Source organism: Sphingomonas sp. (assembly GCF_036269755.1).
GTDB lineage: Bacteria > Pseudomonadota > Alphaproteobacteria > Sphingomonadales > Sphingomonadaceae > Sphingomonas.
Genome location: NZ_DATBDV010000001.1, coordinates 132,450 through 145,408, shown reverse-complemented (window position 1 = coordinate 145,408; position 12,959 = coordinate 132,450). Strand labels below are relative to the sequence as shown.

The window sequence follows — 12,959 nt, the reverse complement described above, 5'->3', positions numbered from 1 at the left end:
GCTTATTCTCCCGGTACTGTCATTATCATCCCGGGTAAAAGAGCTTTACAACCCTAAGGCCTTCATCACTCACGCGGCATTGCTGGATCAGGCTTTCGCCCATTGTCCAATATTCCCCACTGCTGCCTCCCGTAGGAGTCTGGGCCGTGTCTCAGTCCCAGTGTGGCTGATCATCCTCTCAGACCAGCTAAGGATCGTCGCCTTGGTGCGCCTTTACCACACCAACTAGCTAATCCTACGCGGGCTCATCCCTGGGCGATAAATCTTTGGTCTTACGACATCATTCGGTATTAGCAGTCATTTCTAACTGTTATTCCGAACCCAAGGGTAGATTCCCACGCGTTACGCACCCGTGCGCCACTAAGCCCGAAGGCTTCGTTCGACTTGCATGTGTTAGGCATGCCGCCAGCGTTCATTCTGAGCCATGATCAAACTCTCAAGTTTATGTTCCATCCCGGCGCCGGTGGAATGACCGACGTCAGGACAGGCATCTCAAGGAGCCGCTCTGCACAAAATCGAACGACTTGCCCGGCGAACCGGACAGGCGTTCATATTCCAATTTACGAATGGATACGTGAAAAGGACTTGTGAGAACGACTTAGCTTTACCGAGCACCCGACGCCTTGAAACGTCGGACCCGGGGCCGCCGCCCACATGTCCCTTCATCTTGAACTAACAATGTCAAAGAGCGCAAAAGACCGACGCCTTGGCTTACCCTCTTTTTGGAGGGCGACCAGAGCGCCGAGATTTTGATGACCGTAGCAGGCTGACCGTGTGGCCCGTCGCTGCGGTGACGCCCATCTATGTGGACGGTTCCCCGCCGTCAACGTCTTTTTGCATTTTTCTTTCAAAACGACGCGAAAACCGCGGAAATCCGCCGTTTGCGGGACTTGAGGCAGGTTAAGCCCAAACCGCTCCGTGCCAAAGAATCGATCCCGCTGGCTCGAATCGGCCCGCAGAATCGCTCGCGACCGGGTTCCGGACCGCTGCAAGCCGAGCTCCGGCGGCCAGATTCGCGCAGGAATGAGCGCAAGCGGCGGCGCGTGGGCTCGGCAGCACGATTTAGCTCCCGCTAGACGCTCTGGATATAGGCCCGCATCGCCTCGGCATCGGCCTCGATCCGGTCGATTCGGTATTTGACCAGGTCGCCGACCGACACGAGCCCGACCAACGCGCCATCCTCGACCACCGGCAAATGCCGCACGCGCCGCCGAGTCATCAGCGTCAGCGCGCCGATCGCGGCTTCGTCGCGCCCGACGGTAATCGCCGGCGCGGTCATCGCGTCGCCGACCGAGCGAGTCAGCCCGTCGGCGCCGTGCGCGGCGAGGCAATGGATCACGTCGCGTTCGGAAAAGACGCCCGCCACCTCGCCGCCTTGCATCACCGGCACCGCGCCGATCCGCCGCTCGGCGAGGATCTTGATCGCCTCCGCCACCGAATGATCGGCGGTGACCGTCACTACGTCATCGCCCTTGCCCGCCAGGATCGTCGCGACCGTCATGACTCGGCTCCTTTGTCCAATGGCTTGAGGATTCCACTTTTCGCGCCAAATAGGAAGCATGGAGCAACCATCCGGCCTCGACGACCCCGATTACGCCGCGTTCGCGTGGGGCCGCTTCCGGCGGATGCTGGCATGGATGGCGCTGGCGGCGGCGGTCGCGGTGGCGTTCGCGGTGTGGGTGCTGGAAGCAGTGTATGGCCCGCTGTCCTGGGTCGCGATCCTGGCCGCAGTCGGCGGGTTCGGCGGCACGATTATGATGGCCGCGGCGCTGATGGGCTTGGCCTTCATGAGCTCGGGCACCGGCCATGACGAGGACGTCGAGCGGATCGGCGACTAGTCGATCCCCTTCGTGGGCGCGCCACGTGGGTTCAGCGTAGCTGAACCACCAAGAAAAAGGGCGCCGGTCGCCCGACGCCCTTCGTTCATGGAATCCTGACTCGCTTATTCGGCGGCGTCGGCCTCGGCGGCGGGGCGGCGCGGGCGGCCGCGGCGCGGCTTGGGGGCTTCGCCTTCGTCGCCGACGCCGATCCCGAGCGACGGCGGCAGCAAAGCCGCGTCGAAGCTCTCGCCTTCGTTCGCCACAATCGGCTTGGCTTCGCGGCGCGGACGCAGGCGGCGCGGCGGCTGCTCTTCGGCGGGTGCCGGGGCCGAAGCGGCTTCGCCTTCGTCGCCGTCATTGGCGGCATAGCCGTTCACGCGATTGCCGCGATCATCACGGTCGCGCCCGTCGCGCGGGCCGCGGTTGCCGCGGTCATCGCGATTGCCGCGCTCCTCGCGTTGCGGACGGTCGTCGCGCTGGGGACGGTCGTCACGCTGCGGGCGGTCGTCGCGCATCTGGCGGCGCGGCTCGAGCTCGGCGGTGCCGGTCTCGCCCCCTTCCTCGTCGAAGCCCTCATCCTCGTCGTCGAACGAATCGTCGCGTCCGCGGCGCTGGCCCTGATTGGGGTTCTGCTCCTCGAAGCGGCTGCGGGTTTCGGCGAGGACGCGGAAATAGTGGTCCGCGAACTGCAGATAATATTCGGCGTTGACGCGGTCGCCCTGGCGCTGCGCGTCGGCGGCGAGCGCCTTGTACTTTTCGAGCAGCTGGCTGGCATTGCCCCGCGCGCGATTGTCGATCCGGTTGCCGTTGCCGGCGTTGGGATTGCCGCCCTGGCGCTGTCCACCCCGACCGCGACGGCGGCCGGCCTGACGATTGTTATTGATCAAAGTCCTGTGGTCCTTAGTTACAAACCAAACCCGGCTTGATCCCATCGGGAGTCAAACCCCACGCGCCTTTTCGCGCCTTTCGGCTGCGAAGCCTGTCATGGCCGCCGGACAAGCGGCCTGATGACGAAGGATCGGGCAATGCGCCGATTTCAACGATTTAGCGGTTGAGATCGTGTGCCCCTATGCGCTCAATAGCGGGTGCCGGGCATTCTTCCAAGCGGAAATATGGGAAACGCGTTGCGCTCGATCAAGGTCTCGCGACGAGACATCGCGCGCGGCCCGCAAGATCGTGGCGGAGCGCGACGGTGAGGCCCTGCGCGGTGAGGAGCGCGGCGACCGCGTCGGCCTGGCGCGCGCCGATCTCGATCGCCGCCATTCCGCCGGGCGCGATCAGGCGGGGGAGCTGGGTGGCGATGATGCGGTAATCGTCGAGGCCGTCCGCGCCGGCGAACAAGGCGGCGGCGGGCTCATGGTCGCGGACCTCGGCGGGGAGATCGTCGCTCGTCGCGACATAAGGCGGGTTGCACAGGATGAGGTCGAAACGCTGGTCGATGCCGGCCGCCCAGTCGCCCCCGACGAATTCGGCGCGCCCGGCGAGGCCGAGCCGGTCGGCGTTGGCGCGCGCATAACCGAGCGCGGCGTCGGAGGCATCGACGCCGAGCCCCGGCGCCTCCGGCCACTCGGCCAGCGCTGCGAGCAAGAGGGTTCCCGGCCCGGTCCCGAGATCGAGGATCGTCGTTGGCGCACGGTCGGCAAAATGCGCGACCGCCGCCTCGATCAGCGTCTCGCTGTCGGGGCGGGGGATCAGCACACCGGGTCCGACCCAAAGCTCGATCGTCCAGAACGCCCGCCGGCCAGTGATGTACGCCACCGGCTCATGCGCGAGGCGGCGTTCGATGAGGGCGGCGAACGTCGCGGGGGCCGGATCGTCGAGGTGACGAAGCAGCATTTGCTCGCGCGCAACGCCAAGCGCTTGCGCCATCAGGAGCTCGGCGTCGAGGCGGGGGGTGTCGGACGCGGTGGCGAGGCTTCGAGCAGCAGCCGTGAGCGCCGCCCTGACTCCCCTCCCGCTTGCGGGAGGGGTGGGGGGTGGGCCTGTCATCGAGCCAGGGCGTTGGCGGACACGCCCACCCCTAGCCCCTCCCGCAAGCGGGAGGGGAATTCACCCATCGAGACTCGCCATCCGCTCCGCCTCGTCCTCGGCGATCAGCGCGCCGATCAGCTCGTCCAGCTCGCCCTCCAGAATCTCGGGCAGGCGGTGCAGCGTCAGGTTGATGCGGTGATCGGTCACGCGGCCTTGCGGGAAATTATAGGTGCGGATCCGCTCCGAACGATCGCCTGACCCGACCATCGCCTTGCGCGTGCCCGACCGCTCGCTGGCCAGCCGCTCGCGTTCCGCCTCGTACAGCCGCGTGCGCAACACCTTGAGCGCCTTGGCCTTGTTCTTGTGCTGCGATTTCTCGTCCTGCTGGATCACCACCAGCCCGGTCGGCAAGTGCGTGATGCGCACCGCGCTGTCGGTGGTGTTGACCGACTGCCCGCCGGGGCCCGACGAGCGATAGACGTCGATCCGCAGGTCGCGCGCTTCGTCGATCTGGACGTCGACGTCCTCCGCCTCGGGCAGCACCGCGACGGTGGCTGCCGAGGTGTGGATGCGCCCGCCGCTCTCGGTCACCGGCACGCGCTGCACGCGGTGGACGCCGCTTTCGAACTTCAATTTGGCGAATACGCCCTTGCCCTCGACCGAGGCGACGACTTCCTTGAACCCGCCGGCTTCGGAGGTCGAGGCGGAGATCAGTTCGACCCGCCAGCCCTGCCGCTCGGCATAGCGCTGGTACATCCGGAACAGGTCGCCGGCGAACAGCGAGGCCTCGTCTCCCCCGGTCCCGGCGCGGATTTCGAGCATCGCCGCGCGCTCGTCGGCGGCGTCGCGGGGCAGCAGCGCCAACGCGAGCGCGCGTTCGGCCTGCGGGAGCCGCTCGCGAATATCGTCGATCTCCTCACGCGCGAGCGCCTTCAAGTCGCCGTCGGGCTCGTCCCCCTCCGCCATATGCCCCAGCACGACGAGTTCGGCGCGCAGCCGCCGCACCTCGCCCGCCGCCTTCGCCACCGGCTCGACCTCGGCATATTCCTTCGACACCGCGACGAAGCGCTCGCCCGACAAGTCGCCGGTCGCCATCAACGCCGCAAGCTCGTCCCGCCGCGCCTCGATCTGCGCGATGCGTTGGGGAGAGATGGAGGTCATTTTGGATCGCCAGACGGCGCGTAGATCGTCCATCCAGACGCGCCGCCCTCACGTTTGTCCGGCTTGCGGTTTATCCATCCAGTTTCTTCGAAAAATGCGACATCGGCAGTGATCTCGGCAATGGGAATGGAGTATTGCGTGCCTTCTTTCAAATCCTTCATCGTGACGTTGCCGGAAGCCAGTTCGTCGTCGCCGATGATGATGACAGCATCCGCTCCCACGCTATTGGCCCGAGTCATTCGACGTTTGATATTTCCGCGAAAAGCCATGTCAGCGAAGACACCCCTACGCCGTATCGCCGTTAGCAACTGAATGGCGACGGTCTCTGCAGATTCTCCAACCGGTATGATGACGATACCGCCGGTGCGCTCGCTCGGCGGCTCAAGCAACATCGCCAACCGTTCCACCCCAGCCGCCCAGCCGACGCCCGGCGTGCTCGGCCCGCCGAGCGCTTCGATCAGCCCGTCATAGCGCCCGCCCGCGAGCACCGTTCCTTGCGCGCCGAGCCGGTCGGTGACGAACTCGAACGCGGTGTGGCGGTAGTAATCGAGTCCGCGCACCAGCCGCGAGTTGCGGGTCCATTTCACCCCCGCCGCGTCGAGCCCCTTGGTCACCGCCTCGAAGAACCCGCCCGCCTCGCTCGTCAGATGCGCATCGATGTCGGGCGCCGCATCCGCGATCGGGCGGTCGCGCGGGTCCTTGCTGTCGAGAATCCGCATCGGGTTCTTGTCGAGCCGGACGAGGCTGTCCTCGGACAGGTCGCCGCGATGTTTCTCGAAGTGCGCCACCAGCGCCTCGCGCCAGGCATCGCGAGTCTCGACATCGCCGAGCGTGTTGAGCTGCAACGTCACGCCGTCCGCGATCCCCAGCTCGTGGAGCAACTGGTCGGCGAACGCGAGCAATTCGACATCCGCCGCCGGCTCGGCCGCGCCGATCACTTCGGCGTCGATCTGGTGGAACTGGCGGTAGCGTCCCTTTTGCGGGCGTTCGTAGCGGAACACGGCCCCGCTCGTGACCAGCTTCAACGGCGCATATTGCTGCCACCCCTCGGTCAGATACGCGCGGCAGATCCCGGCGGTGAATTCGGGGCGCAGCGTGATCGAATCCCCGCCGCGATCCTCGAAGCTGTACATCTCCTTGGAGACGACATCGGTGGTCTCGCCGATCGACCGCGCGAACACTTGCGTGTCCTCGAACATGGGGATGTCGATGCGCTGGAACGCGTAGAGCCGGCGCACCGTCTCGAAAGTTTCGAGCACGCGCGCGAAACGGCGCTGCTCATCGCCGAAAATGTCCTGCGTCCCGCGGATTCTCTTGGGAGTTTCGATGCGCGCCATATTGGCGGCGCTCTCTAGTAGAGAGACGCCGGGCGCGCTAGCGTTTCGTCATGGCAATGAACCTGGGCAAGCGGATCGCCCCACCGCGCTTCGTGCTGTTCGTGGTCGTTCTCGCGGTCGGGCTCGCCGTCGCGGTGCCGCGGCTGGGCTGGGGGCGCGGAACGCTGGCAGGCTTCGATGTCGCCAGCGCGGTATTCCTGGTGGCGATGCTGCAATTGTTCCTTCGCAAGCATTCGACTGCGCAGATGCGCCGCGCCGCCGCCGAGAACGACGCCAACCGGGTCGGATTGCTCGTCATTACCGCAGTGACGACACTGGTGGTGCTGGTCGCAGTCGGGAATGAACTGCACGAGAAGAACAATGCACTCGCGATCGCGCTGGTGATCGGCAGCCTGATCCTGGCTTGGCTGTTCTCGAACACGGTCTACGCGCTGCACTACGCGCACCTGTATTATTCGGACTGCGACGGCGACGGCGACACCAGCGGCGGCCTCGATTTCCCCGGCCGCGACGCCCCCGATTATTGGGATTTCCTCTATTTCAGCTTCACGCTGGGGATGACGTTCCAGACCAGCGACATCGATATCCCGTCGCGCCGGATCCGCTTCATCTCGCTCGGCCAGTGCCTCGCGGCGTTCGTGTTCAACCTTGGCGTGCTGGCGTTCACGATCAACACGATCGGCGGTTGAGCTTTTTGACGCGCGGCCGCGTAGCGGCGGGCGGAGGCCCAATCGCCTCTACAAAGACTCGCTGGACTATGGGTGAATTGCTGTCCTAAGGCACGCGACGCCAAACCAACAAAGGGTCCCCCGCTCCATGATCCGTCGCGCCGCGCTCGCCTTCCTCGCCGCTACTTCGATCGCCACCGTCGCCTATGCGCAGTCGAACAATTCGAAGCCGCAGCCGGTACCGGTGATCGACACGATCCCGCCCGCGGTCGACGCGCCGTATCCGGGCACGCTGACGCTCGACATCGATGCGACCGATACCGTGCGCGGCATCTACACCGTCCACGAGACCATTCCGGTCGCGCGGAGCGGCGAGACGGTGCTGCTCTATCCCAAGTGGATCCCGGGTGGTCACACCCCGCGCAACGAAGTCGACAAGGTGGTCGGGCTGCACATCTCCGCGGGGGGCAAGGCGGTTCCCTGGAGCCGCGACACCGTCGACGTCTACGCGTTCCACATCGACGTGCCGCGCGGCGCCAAGTCGGTCCAGGTCGATTTCCAATTCGTCACCTCGACCAAGGGCGATCAGGGCCGGATCATGATGACGCCCAACCTGCTGAGCCTCGAGCCGATCACGACGAGCTTCTACCCGGCCGGCTATTTCGTGCGGCAGATTCCCGTGCGGATGACGGTCAAGTATCCGGAAGGCTGGTCGGCTGCGTCGGCGCTGAACGCCAGGGTGACCGGGTCGACCTACGCCTACGAGCCGACCAATTACGAGATCCTGCTCGATTCGCCGATCCTTGCCGGGCGCTATTACAAGAAGTGGGCGCTGAGCCCCCGCGTCAACCTCAACGTCTTCGCCGACACGCCCGACGAGCTGACGGCGGCGACCCCCGAGATGATCAACGCGCACAAGCGCCTGGTCGACCAGGCGGTCAAGACCTTCGGCGCGCAGCATTACGATCATTACGAATTCCTCCTGTCGGTCTCGAACGAGCTCGGCGGGATCGGGCTCGAGCATCACCGCAGCTCGGAAGACGGCACGCGGATGGGCTATTTCAGCGAGTGGGCGATGAACACCGGCGCGCGCAACCTGCTGCCGCACGAATACACCCATAGCTGGGACGGCAAGTTCCGCCGCGGCGCCGATCTGTGGACCCCGGATTACCGCTATCCGATGCGCGACAGCCTGCTCTGGGTCTATGAAGGCCAGACGCAATTCTGGGGCTACGTGCTTCAGGCGCGTTCGGGGCTGGTGTCGAAGCAGGACACGCTCGACGCTTATGCGATGATCGCCGCCAACCTCGACAACACGCCGGGGCGCAACTGGCGCCCGCTGGTCGACACCACGAACGACCCGATCATCTCCAACCGCCGGCCCAAGGGCTGGACCAGCGAGCAGCGCTCCGAAGACTATTATAACGAAGGACTGTTGGTCTGGATGGAGGTCGACTCGATCCTGCGCGAGCAGAGCCACGGCACCAGGTCGATCGACGATTTCGCGCGCGCGTTCTTCGGCATCCGGGACGGCGACTGGGGCGAGGTGACCTACACGTTCGACGACGTGGTCGCGACGCTCGACAAGATCCAGCCGTATGACTGGCGCGGGTTCCTGACCAAGCGCTTGACCGAAGTCGGCCAGCCCGCACCGATCGGCGGGTTCGAGCGCAACGGCTACAAGCTCGTCTATACCGACTTCGAGAGCGCGATGGGCAAGCAGGCCGAGCGCGCGCGCAAGCAGGCCGATTTCGCCTATTCGCTCGGCTTCACCGTCGGCGCCGACGGCAGTCTCGGCCAGGTGCGCTGGGACAGCCCGGCGTTCGACGCCGGGCTGACGGTCGGCGACACGATCGTCGCGGTCGACGGCCTCACCTATAGCGACGACCGGCTCAAGGACGCCGTCACCGACGCCAAGCGATCGAAGGCGCCGATCATCCTGCTGGTCAAATCGGGCTCTGAAGTGAAGACCGTGAGCATCGATTATCACGGCGGTCTGCGCTACCCGCACCTCGTCAAGGTCGGGACCGGCGAAACCGGGCTCGACATGCTGCTGGCGCCGCGCTGATCGGACTATTTATCGTACGCCTCCCCGGCGAAAGCCGGGGTCCAGTTGGAAAAGCTGCGGTTGTTGAGCGTCGCGCTCGACGATAAGCCGTGCCCCACTGGACCCCGGCCTTCGCCGGGGAGGTGCTTTTATTTCTGCAAGGACACCACATGAACATCGACCTCATCCCGGTCGGCGACAACCCCCCCGAGAGCCTCAACGTCATCATCGAGGTGCCGGTCGGCGGCGAGCCGGTGAAGTACGAGTTCGACAAGAAATCGGGCGCATTGTTCGTCGATCGCATCCTCCACACGCCGATGCGGTACCCCGCCAATTACGGCTTCGTGCCGCACACGCTGTCGCCCGACGGCGATCCGCTCGACGCACTGGTGATCGCGCGCAGTCCGTTCGTCCCCGGCTGCGTGGTACGCGCGCGGCCGATCGGCGTGCTCAACCTCGAGGACGAAGCCGGCGGCGACGAGAAGCTGGTCTGCGTGCCGGTCGACACCACCTTCCCTTATTATGCCGATATCGGCGAGCGCCACGATCTGCCGTCGATCGTGCTCCAGCAGATCGAGCACTTCTTCACCCACTATAAGGATCTCGAAAAGGAGAAGTGGGTCCGCGTCGGCACTTGGGGCGACGCCGAGGATGCGAGGCGGATCGTGATCGAGGCGATCGAGCGGGCGAAAGAGGGGCAAATAAATTTGGGTTCTCTCGCTTCCACGAGCACGCAATGTTCGAAACGCTAGCGGAATGTCTTTCGATGAGATATACTCTCTAAAGCAACCGACTCACTAACCTTTGGGGGGAAATATGCGCCGTTTTATTTCTACCGCATTGCTGTCGTGCTTCATCGCTTATCCAGCTGCTTGCCAAGAAGCCCCGATGCGTCTCCATAAAGGTTTGCAAGGCACCGACTGGGACGCCGTCGCCTTCGAGATCGGTGCTGGCCAATCGGCGGCCATCACCGTGATTAACAAGACGCAGGATGAGCGAAGCGGAAATACCGCCTATCTTGATATCTATGTGAACGGCCAGTTTCAGACCGGAACGAATACAGACGGGCATTCATTCGGCACGGACGCGCGAAAAACTGAGACGACCTTCATTGAACGAGATCAAGGTCACTATGTCGTTGAAATTGATTGCAGCAACCGAAATGCAACCTCCGATGTCTGCTCGATCGTAGGGACCGGTGTTGCGATCACCCACATAAATTAGCCTGGCAGATCGTGCTTCGATCATGGCTGCACAGGTTGCCGTAAGAACGTACGTCCGGATTCTCTCAGCTGTGGGGCATTTTGGCAGGTTTTCTAAGTCTTGTCGGACGTTACGCGTTCGCTACCTTCGCGGTTTTTTTCGCTGGCGAGCGCCGTCCCGCTTCCAGCCCAAGCATGCCCCACCGTCTAAGCTCGTCGGGGTCGTCGTACACGTCGTCGGGCGCGCGGCGGTAGTTCATGCTGCCCGGCTTGCCGTTCATCTCGTAGCTGAAGCGCTCGCAGCCCGCCGCGTCCCAGGTCGCGTCGCTTTCGGCATCGGCCTTGAACCACAGCACGCCGTCAGGGCTGACGATCGCGAAGATGATGCCGTCGCAATAGAGCGTCGCGCCGCCCATCATCGCGCGCTTGGTCACCGCGCCGACCGGCGCCATCGCCTCGCTCACCCAGTCGATTAGCCCTTGATCGGCCGCCATCATCGTCCTCCGGTGAGCTTCAAGCCCGCAATGCAAGTGACCACGCCGAGGATGAGGAGCAAGCGCGGCAGACTCGCCGGCTCCTGGTACCAGGCGATCCCGACGATCACCGTGCCAAGCGCGCCGATCCCGCCCCACACCGCGTAGGCGGTGCCCATCGGGATGCTGCGCGAGGCATATTCGAGCAGCGCCATCGACAGCGCGACCGAGGCGAGGAAGCCGGCGGTCCAGCCCAGATTGCGAAAACCCTCAACGTGGCGAAGGCAGGTGGTGAACCCGACCTCGAACAGCCCGCCGATGATCAGCCAGAGCCACGCCATCAGTCGCGCCCCGCAAGCTTCGCCAGCGCGTCACCGGCGACGCGGAATACCGTCCACTCGTCCATCGGCACCGCGCCCATCGAGCGATAGAAGCCGATCGCCTTCTCGTTCCAGTCGAGCACCGACCATTCGAAGCGCGTACAGCCGCGCTCGACCGCGAGCGCGGCGAGATGCCGCAGCAAGGCCGCTCCGACCCCTTGCCCGCGCGCCGACGGCGTGACGTAGAGATCCTCGAGATAGAGGCCGCGCCAGCCGGTCCAGGTCGAGAAATTGTAGAAGAACAGCGCCATCCCGATGGCCGCGCCGTCCAGTTCCGCGATCCTCGCCTCGGCCGCCGGGTGCGCGCCGAACAGCGCGTCGTGGAGCAAAGGCTCGGTCGCGACCACGGCGTCGGGCTCGCGCTCGAACTCGGCGAGCTCGCGCACGAAGCGCAGGATCAGCGCGGCGTCGCCCGGTGCGGCAGGACGGATCGTCAGCGTCAAAATGCGGCCTCCACATTCTCGACCGCGCGGCGCCGCGCGGCAATCAGGCACCCGGTGATGATCAGCGCGGCGCCCGCCAGCGTATAGGTCGCGACGGGCTCGCGGAACACTACCCATCCCCAGATCGATGCCCAGATGAACCCGGTATATTCGGTCGGCGCGAGGTAATTGGCCTCGCCGCGCGCATAGGCCCAGGCGAGAATCAGCAGCGACACCGTGGCGAGCGCGGCGGCGAGCAGGATCGCCGGCGCGTGGTGCGCGTCGGGGACGTGGGCAATGAACGGCGCCACGATCGCGAAGAGCCCGCCGACGATGACGCTCTGGAAGAACGCCACTTCGCTCGGGCCCGCGACCAAGGCCTGCTGGCGCATCAGCACGATGTTGTAGGCGTAGCAGATGGCCGAGATCAGCACCGCGACCGTGCCGCGGAAACGGTCGGGATCGGGCGCCGCGGTCGCCTGGCCGAGCATGATCACGCCGACCCCCGCGAACGCGACCAGCGAGGCGGCGATGGCGCGCGGCGGGATTCGCTCCTTGAGGACGAGCGCCGCGCCAAACAGCGCCAGCAACGGCGCGATGAACGCCAGCGCGATCGCCTGGGCCATCGGAACGCGCGCCAATCCCCAGAAGAACGTTACCGCCATCACCGACGAGACGCCGCCGCGGATGAGGTGGACGCGCATGACGCTGCGCGTCGGCCAGCCCTTGCGCGCCGGCAAATAGATCGCGCCGGTCAGCACGATTCCGGCGAGCGTGCGCCAGAACAGGGTGTCGAACGCCCCGAGCTGAAGCACCAGCCCCTTCATCACCGCGTCCATCGACGAGAAGATCGCGATCCCGGTGACCGCAACGCCGAAGACCAGAGCGGGAGAGGGAGCGCGCGTCATCGCCACGGCGATAGCCGCGAGCGATCGTTACGTCACCAGCACCATTGCTGATCGCCAGACAAGCCGGCCTTATCGATTGCGGATCAGCGCAACGTCATCTTGTCGCCGCTGATCGACACGCTGTCGAGGTGGCGCAGATAATTCTGGCCGAGCAGCGAGACGGTCAGCCCGTCGAGCACCAGCGCGTGGATATCGCTCACACGTTTGCCGTCGAGCTCGACGTCCTTGAGCTGGACTTCCTGCCCGCGCACCGGACCCGACGCGCCGCTGCCGACCACGTCGAACTGGCTTGGATCGAACTGGACCCCGGCCCGCCGAGCATCGTCCTCGGTCAGCGCGACCGTGGTCGCGCCGGTATCGACGACGAACTTGATCGGCTCGCCATTGACGTCGGCGACGGTGAAGAAGTGGCCGCTATCCTCGCGATCGAGCACGGTGTCGCGCGGCTGGTCGGTGACCGCGGCGGCGAGTACGGGCGGCGGCGCGGCCTTGGGTTTGGCGCCGGGCCAGGCGAGCCCGATCGCGATTCCCATCACGGTGACGGCGAGGAACGCGTATTTCATGGCGCCG

The 12,959-nt window shown here is 65.2% G+C and carries 15 protein-coding genes and 1 rRNA gene; 5 read left to right on the top strand and 11 right to left on the bottom strand.

The genetic code is table 11. The features are described from left to right. Both VH326_RS00775 and VH326_RS00770 read right to left on the bottom strand, forming a co-directional pair. Window positions 1-444: ribosomal RNA gene (locus VH326_RS00775) — 16S ribosomal RNA — on the bottom strand; the annotation flags it as partial. Between the two features lie 628 nt (window positions 445-1,072). Continuing rightward, a complete protein-coding gene (locus VH326_RS00770; RefSeq protein ID WP_329629885.1) occupies window positions 1,073-1,501 on the bottom strand; it encodes a CBS domain-containing protein in 429 nt (142 codons plus the stop codon). A 58-nt stretch (window positions 1,502-1,559) separates the two neighbouring features. Here VH326_RS00770 and VH326_RS00765 point away from each other — a divergent pair, with 58 nt between their 5' ends. Next, entirely contained in the window at window positions 1,560-1,838 is a 279-nt protein-coding gene (locus tag VH326_RS00765; RefSeq protein ID WP_329629884.1) for a hypothetical protein, read from the top strand. 104 nt (window positions 1,839-1,942) lie between these two features. Here the strand turns inward: VH326_RS00765 and VH326_RS00760 are convergent, their stop codons facing one another. The 4 genes from VH326_RS00760 to hisS form a co-directional block, all read right to left on the bottom strand. Then, the gene (locus VH326_RS00760; RefSeq protein ID WP_329629889.1) at window positions 1,943-2,704 is read right to left on the bottom strand and encodes a DUF4167 domain-containing protein; all 762 of its coding nucleotides are present in this window, start codon (window positions 2,702-2,704) and stop codon (window positions 1,943-1,945) included. Between the two features lie 250 nt (window positions 2,705-2,954). Continuing rightward, a complete protein-coding gene (prmC, locus tag VH326_RS00755; protein ID WP_329629883.1) occupies window positions 2,955-3,809 on the bottom strand; it encodes a peptide chain release factor N(5)-glutamine methyltransferase in 855 nt (284 codons plus the stop codon). A 60-nt stretch (window positions 3,810-3,869) separates the two neighbouring features. After that, a complete protein-coding gene (gene prfA / locus VH326_RS00750) occupies window positions 3,870-4,952 on the bottom strand; it encodes a peptide chain release factor 1 (protein ID WP_329629882.1) in 1,083 nt (360 codons plus the stop codon). Next, window positions 4,949-6,289 (bottom strand): histidine--tRNA ligase, encoded by a 1,341-nt coding sequence (hisS, locus tag VH326_RS00745; protein WP_329629881.1) that lies wholly within the window; start codon window positions 6,287-6,289, stop codon window positions 4,949-4,951. Before hisS ends, prfA begins: the two co-directional genes overlap by 4 nt. A gap of 50 nt (window positions 6,290-6,339) precedes the next feature. Between hisS and VH326_RS00740 the strand changes: the two genes are divergently transcribed. The 4 genes from VH326_RS00740 (at window position 6,340) to VH326_RS00725 (ending at window position 10,228) form a co-directional block, all read left to right on the top strand. Then, a complete protein-coding gene (locus VH326_RS00740) occupies window positions 6,340-6,978 on the top strand; it encodes a DUF1345 domain-containing protein (RefSeq protein ID WP_329629880.1) in 639 nt (212 codons plus the stop codon). 127 nt (window positions 6,979-7,105) lie between these two features. Next, on the top strand, window positions 7,106-9,025 hold the full coding sequence (locus VH326_RS00735) for a peptidase M61 (RefSeq protein WP_329629879.1): 1,920 nt from the start codon (window positions 7,106-7,108) through the stop codon (window positions 9,023-9,025). Between the two features lie 149 nt (window positions 9,026-9,174). Further along, complete coding sequence (gene ppa, locus VH326_RS00730; protein WP_329629878.1) at window positions 9,175-9,756, top strand: inorganic diphosphatase; 582 nt, start codon at window positions 9,175-9,177, stop codon at window positions 9,754-9,756. 64 nt (window positions 9,757-9,820) lie between these two features. Continuing rightward, window positions 9,821-10,228: a hypothetical protein gene (locus tag VH326_RS00725; RefSeq protein ID WP_329629877.1), complete on the top strand. Its 408-nt coding sequence runs from the start codon at window positions 9,821-9,823 to the stop codon at window positions 10,226-10,228. Between the two features lie 109 nt (window positions 10,229-10,337). On the opposite strand, the gene VH326_RS00720 is transcribed toward VH326_RS00725, so the two are convergent. The 5 genes from VH326_RS00720 to VH326_RS00700 all read right to left on the bottom strand — a co-directional run bounded on the left by VH326_RS00720 (window position 10,338) and on the right by VH326_RS00700 (window position 12,952). Beyond that, complete coding sequence (locus tag VH326_RS00720; protein ID WP_329629876.1) at window positions 10,338-10,700, bottom strand: TfoX/Sxy family protein; 363 nt, start codon at window positions 10,698-10,700, stop codon at window positions 10,338-10,340. Further along, a complete protein-coding gene (locus VH326_RS00715; protein ID WP_329629875.1) occupies window positions 10,700-11,020 on the bottom strand; it encodes a multidrug efflux SMR transporter in 321 nt (106 codons plus the stop codon). Before VH326_RS00715 ends, VH326_RS00720 begins: the two co-directional genes overlap by 1 nt. Then, window positions 11,020-11,502, bottom strand: coding sequence for a GNAT family N-acetyltransferase (locus VH326_RS00710; RefSeq protein WP_329629874.1), 483 nt, complete (start codon window positions 11,500-11,502; stop codon window positions 11,020-11,022). Before VH326_RS00710 ends, VH326_RS00715 begins: the two co-directional genes overlap by 1 nt. After that, a complete protein-coding gene (locus tag VH326_RS00705) occupies window positions 11,499-12,389 on the bottom strand; it encodes a DMT family transporter (protein WP_329629873.1) in 891 nt (296 codons plus the stop codon). Before VH326_RS00705 ends, VH326_RS00710 begins: the two co-directional genes overlap by 4 nt. An 83-nt stretch (window positions 12,390-12,472) precedes the next feature. After that, window positions 12,473-12,952 carry a retropepsin-like aspartic protease family protein gene (locus VH326_RS00700; RefSeq protein WP_329629872.1) on the bottom strand — a complete coding sequence of 160 codons (480 nt, stop codon included), beginning with the start codon at window positions 12,950-12,952 and terminating at the stop codon, window positions 12,473-12,475. Between the last annotated feature and the right edge of the window lie 7 nt (window positions 12,953-12,959).